Annotated in this window: 4 protein-coding genes; all 4 read right to left on the reverse strand. The window is 58.3% G+C overall.

All coding sequences use genetic code 11. The features are described 5' to 3' along the window. Positions 1–453, reverse strand: a 453-nt coding sequence (locus tag ACWB12_RS03710) for a glutathione S-transferase family protein (protein ID WP_479528719.1), incomplete at its 3' end; no start/stop codon positions are given. A 185-nt stretch (positions 454–638) separates the two neighbouring features. Next, positions 639–2,573 (reverse strand): acetyl/propionyl/methylcrotonyl-CoA carboxylase subunit alpha, encoded by a 1,935-nt coding sequence (locus ACWB12_RS03715; protein ID WP_479528720.1) that lies wholly within the window; start codon positions 2,571–2,573, stop codon positions 639–641. Next, positions 2,574–3,545 carry an NAD(P)H-dependent flavin oxidoreductase gene (locus tag ACWB12_RS03720; RefSeq protein WP_479528721.1) on the reverse strand — a complete coding sequence of 324 codons (972 nt, stop codon included), beginning with the start codon at positions 3,543–3,545 and terminating at the stop codon, positions 2,574–2,576. Positions 3,546–3,657: 112 nt separating this feature from the next. Next, complete coding sequence (locus ACWB12_RS03725) at positions 3,658–5,262, reverse strand: carboxyl transferase domain-containing protein (RefSeq protein WP_479528722.1); 1,605 nt, start codon at positions 5,260–5,262, stop codon at positions 3,658–3,660. Between the last annotated feature and the right edge of the window lie 163 nt (positions 5,263–5,425).

Raw genomic sequence — 5,425 nt, forward strand, 5'->3', positions numbered from 1 at the left:
ATACTCCTGCTGCGCCACCACACGGTCCACCACCTCCAGCACCTTTTCCAGCCGCTTGGCCTCCAGCCGCATCACGGTCGGGGATCGCATCGCCGGATCACGCAGGGCGATATGATGCTGGGTCAGATTGGCCAAATGCTGACCAATGGTTTCGGCATAATGCAACCACTGCAACCAATCGGCCCGCTCATCGTCCGCCACCTCGCGGTCCAACCCGCATTCGGGGCGCGTTTCCACCAGATATTCAGTGATGGCACCTGATTCAAACAACACCCGCCCGTCAATCTGAAGCGCCGGAACCCGTGCGGCAGGTGACAACGCCCGAAACTCCGACCCCCGCATGGATTTATCAAAAAAATCCCACGCCTTCACCTCGAACTCCAGCCCCATCTCCTGCAACAACCAAAGCGTGCGAAAACTACGGGCTTGCGCCACATGGTGCAGTATAATCATCCCTCACCCTTTCTTCTTGCCATACAGCAATTTGCATTCACCTGAATCAAAATTCACCCCAAGAGTGGGCGAATTCTGATGCTCTTTTCCATCATTAAATACAAACCGCTGGATATACCTGCGCCGCAGGCATCCCGAGGCCCCTTTACGGGGTCGAGATATAAAGCGGCCCGCAGGGCCTCCATTTAACTTATCTCCTCCAGCCGGATCAAAGCCGCCCCCGCCTCAACCTGCGCCCCCTCGCTCACCAACACCTCGGCCACCACCCCATCGCGGGCCGCCAACAGTGCATGCTCCATCTTCATCGCTTCCAATATGGCCAAACGGTCGCCCTCAACCACCACCTGCCCCGCTATGGCAAACACACCCTTGACCAATCCTGGCATCGGCGATTCCACCAGATTGCCATCCCCCGCATGGCTCGCATCAGCCTCCAGCGGATCAACAACACTGAAATGAAACCCGTGTCCGGCAAACACACTGACCGACGCACCCAGCTTCACCACATGCGCGTCCACAGATGCGCCATCGACCAGCCAATGCACCCCACGCACGACCTGATGCACCTCACCCTCCAACGTCACCTCGAACCGACCAGCGCCCAGCGTGGCAACCTTTGCTGCAACTTCGTCCTCGCCAACCCGCAACAAAACCGTCTGTTGCAATGGTGCCCACAGCACGAACCCTTCGCCAGCACCCGCCTGATCCAACCCGACAGCCCCCAGCGCCGCCAGCGCCACAACAGCCGCACTCGCCACAGGCTCCACCACCAAACTGTCCAGATCCCGAGCGATCAGATCGGTATCAACCTCGCCACGGCCAAACCCGCCATGCACAGCCAAGGCCCGCAGGAACGCCAGATTGGTCACCGAACCCGCCACTTCGGTCTGCCCTAACACCCGTGCCAATTTCCCTAACGCTTCCGAACGCGTCCCCCCATGCACCGTCAATTTCGCAATCATCGGATCATAAAACGGCGAAATCACATCCCCGCTGCGAACCCCGCTATCCGCCCGCGCGGCTTGCGGAAACTCCAGATGGGTCAACGTTCCCGTCGCTGGCAAAAAACCCGCCGGAACATCCTCGGCATACAGGCGCGCCTCAAACGCATGGCCATATATCTGCAACTCATCTTGCGTCTCGGGCAACGCCTCGCCTGACGCCACCCGCAACTGCCACTCGACCAGATCAACGCCGGTGATGGCCTCGGTCACCGGATGCTCCACCTGCAACCGCGTGTTCATCTCCATAAACCAGAACCCGTCAACCCGTAAGCCGTCCGCACCATCGACAATAAACTCGACCGTGCCCGCCCCCGAATATCCAATCGCCTCGGCTGCCTTCACCGCCGCCGCCCCCATCGCGGCCCGAACCTCCTCGGTCATACCCGGGGCCGGAGCTTCCTCGATCACCTTTTGATGGCGGCGTTGCAACGAGCAATCCCGCTCAAACAAATGCACCGCGGTCTGGCCATCACCAAACACCTGAACCTCGATATGGCGCGGCTGCTGGATGTATTTTTCGATCAACACATGATCATTGCCAAACCCGCCCAATGCCTCGGCCTTGGCCGCCGCCAAAGCATCGTCAAAATCGCCCGCATCCTCAACCAGCCGCATCCCCTTGCCGCCACCGCCCGCAACGGCCTTGATCAACACCGGATAGCCAATCTTGCCCGCTTCCTTGGCCAAATTCGCCGGATCCTGATCCGCCCCCAAATACCCCGGCACCACCGGCACACCGGCCTTTTGCATCAATATCTTGGCATTATCCTTCAACCCCATCGCACGGATTGCTTCCGCCGACGGCCCGATAAACACCAACCCCGCCGCCGCACACGCCTCGACAAAATCGGGGTTCTCCGATAAAAACCCGTACCCCGGATGGATCGCCTGCGCCCCCGTATCCAGCGCCGCCGCAATAATCACATCGCCACGCAAATAACTGTCCGCAGGGGCCGACCCACCGATGTGAACCGCCTGATCGGCCATCGCCACATGCTTGGACATCGCATCAGCATCGGAATAAACGGCAACCGTCGCCACCCCCATGAAACTGGCGGTCTCCATCACCCGACAAGCAATCTCGCCCCGATTGGCGATCAGTATTTTAGTGAACATCTATTCCTCCAAACGTGCCGTGGCCCCGCGCAGTAACGCCTCGGCCTCCGCCCCTATGTTTTCTACTATCTCGCCTGCCGGAACAGCACTGGAAATCATCCCGATGCCTTGCCCCACCGTCACACTGGCAATATCCACGTCACCACTTACAATCGCCTCAAGCCACGCGGTGTGGGCACCTGTATCCTTGCGCAACCCCTCATAGTCACCCTGCCAACGATCGGTAAACCTGTTGCGCAAAACCCGTATGTTAAACCTCTCGGGCCAATCAAACCCGCGCACAATATCGACCACCTTTGTCTGCAACGTGTCATCGCCCGTGGCCGCAATACCGGCATCATGATGGTTTGGCGGCACCAGCGCCTCAATCGACGCCCAGAACCGCGTGCCGACCAAAACCCCGTCCGCCCCCAGCATTAAACTGGCCGCCAACCCGCGCCCATCGGCAATCCCGCCCGCCGCCAACAGCAACACATCCGGCGCATTTGCCGCCAACCAGTCGGCCACTTCGGGCACAAACGTCATGGTCGAACGCGATTGCCCATGTCCGCCCGCCTCGGCCCCCTGCGCCACGATCACATCTGCACCGCATTGAACCGCAGCCTGCATATCCGCCATTGTCTGAACCTGGCAGATCAACGGCACCCCTTGGGCCTTGATCAGATCGACGAACGGCGCGACATCGCCAAACGACAGAAAAATCGCGCGGGGTTTGCGCTCCAAAACGGCTTCAAGCAATCCCGCTTCCTGCGCCAATCGCCACGTAATAAACCCACAGCCAATTTCAGCGCCATCGGCCAAATCAAACTGCTCTGATATCCAGTCCGGCTCGCAATAGCCGCCACCAAGCAACCCGAGTCCACCCGCGCGACTAACCGCCGCCGCCAATGCCCCGCCACCGACCTTTGCCATCGGAGCCAAAACAATCGGATGGGTCAAATTAAAACGTCTGGTCAACCGAGTCTGGATCATCCCTTCACCCTTCTTCTTGCCCCAAATACCTCCGCCGGAGGCCCTAAATCTCTTCGCACAAAACTCATATGGAATTCATATGGTTTTCATATGCAATTCATATGCGCTAAAATCACATCCGGAACAGCCCGAACCGTGTCTCCTCAATCGGTGCATTTAACGCCGCCGTCAGGCTCAAGAACAGCACATCTCGGGTTTTGCGCGGGTCAATCACCCCGTCATCCCACATCCTTGCGGACGCATACAAAGGGTGCGACTGCTCCTCGAACATATCAATCGTCGGCTGCTTGAATTCGGCCTCCTCCTCGGCTGACCACGCGCCGCCATTCCGCTCGATCGCGTCGCGTTTGACTGTGGCCAAAACCCCCGCCGCCTGCTCGCCGCCCATTACCGAAATGCGCGAATTTGGCCATGACCACATGAACCGTGGCTGATAGGCCCGCCCCGCCATGCCGTAGTTGCCAGCCCCGAAACTACCGCCTACCACCATCGTCACCTTGGGCACATTTGTGGTCGCCACAGCCGTCACCAATTTGGCCCCGTGCCGCGCGATACCCTCGTTCTCGTATTTACGCCCAACCATAAATCCAGTGATATTTTGCAGGAATATCAACGGGATATTGCGCTGACTGCACAGCTCGACAAAATGCGCGCCCTTTTGCGCTGCCTCGCTAAACAGCACCCCGTTGTTGGCAATAATCCCGACGGGACAGCCCTTAAGGTGGGCAAACCCCGTCACCAAAGTCTCGCCATACCGCGCCTTGAATTCATCGAATTTTGATCCATCAACCACCCGCGCAATCACCTCGCGGATGTCATAGGGCGTGCGCAAATCCGCAGGCACAACCCCCAGCAATTCCTCGGCGTCATAGGCAGGCTCCTCAGGTTCCTGCCAAGCCACGGTCGCGGGTTTCTTGCGGTTCAACCCCGCCACCGCTTGCCGCGCCAAAGCCAGCGCATGGGTGTCATCCTCGGCCAGATAATCGGCCACGCCAGACAGGCGCGTATGCACATCCCCGCCGCCCAAATCCTCGACGCTCACCACTTCACCGGTCGCCGCCTTGACCAAAGGTGGTCCCGCCAAGAATATAGTGCCTTGTTCTTTAACGATAATTGACACATCCGACATCGCAGGCACATACGCCCCGCCCGCCGTGCAGCTGCCCATGACGACCGCAATCTGCGCAATCCCCTTGGCCGACATCCGCGCCTGATTATAGAATATCCGCCCGAAATGGTCGCGGTCGGGAAACACCTCGTCCTGATTGGGCAGGTTCGCCCCGCCGCTATCCACCAGATAGACACACGGCAGATGACACTCCTCGGCAATCTCTTGGGCGCGCAAATGCTTCTTCACCGTCATCGGGTAATAAGTGCCGCCCTTAACGGTGGCGTCATTGCACACCACCATCACGTCTTGGCCGTGGATTTGCCCGACACCAGCAATCACCCCCGCACAGGGCGCCACGCCCTCATACATCCCATGCGCCGCCGTCGCACCAATTTCCAGAAACGGCGAGCCCGCATCCAGCAAGTTCGCCACCCGCTCGCGGGGCAACATCTTGCCCCGCGACAGGTGCCGTTCGCGCGTCCGCTCATTGCCCCCATGCGCTGCAGCGGCGGCAACATCCGAGATGATTTTCAATGCCTCTAAATGGTTTTTAAGATTAGTTTGGAAGGTTTCAGATGTAGGGATAGATTGTGATTGAAGTATCATTTTACACCCCAATCCCAAGCGCTTGATAAAGCGCAAAACATGCACAAATAAAAAATGCTACGAATAAAAACGCGCATATGTGCGGAAGATAAAAAGTTCTATTGATCCACTTGCTGTTGTTCAAAATTTCTATTTCTAATTTCTTTTGATCTTCTACATCACC

The sequence above is a fragment of the Profundibacter sp. genome (assembly GCF_056498605.1).

Bases quoted from the DNA above. Each gene is read 5' to 3' on its own strand.
- ACWB12_RS03720 (WP_479528721.1), bottom strand. From the start codon at position 3,545: ATGATCCAGACTCGGTTGACCAGACGTTTTAATTTGACCCATCCGATT.
- ACWB12_RS03715 (WP_479528720.1), bottom strand. From the start codon at position 2,573: ATGTTCACTAAAATACTGATCGCCAATCGGGGCGAGATTGCTTGTCGG.
- ACWB12_RS03725 (WP_479528722.1), bottom strand. From the start codon at position 5,262: ATGATACTTCAATCACAATCTATCCCTACATCTGAAACCTTCCAAACT.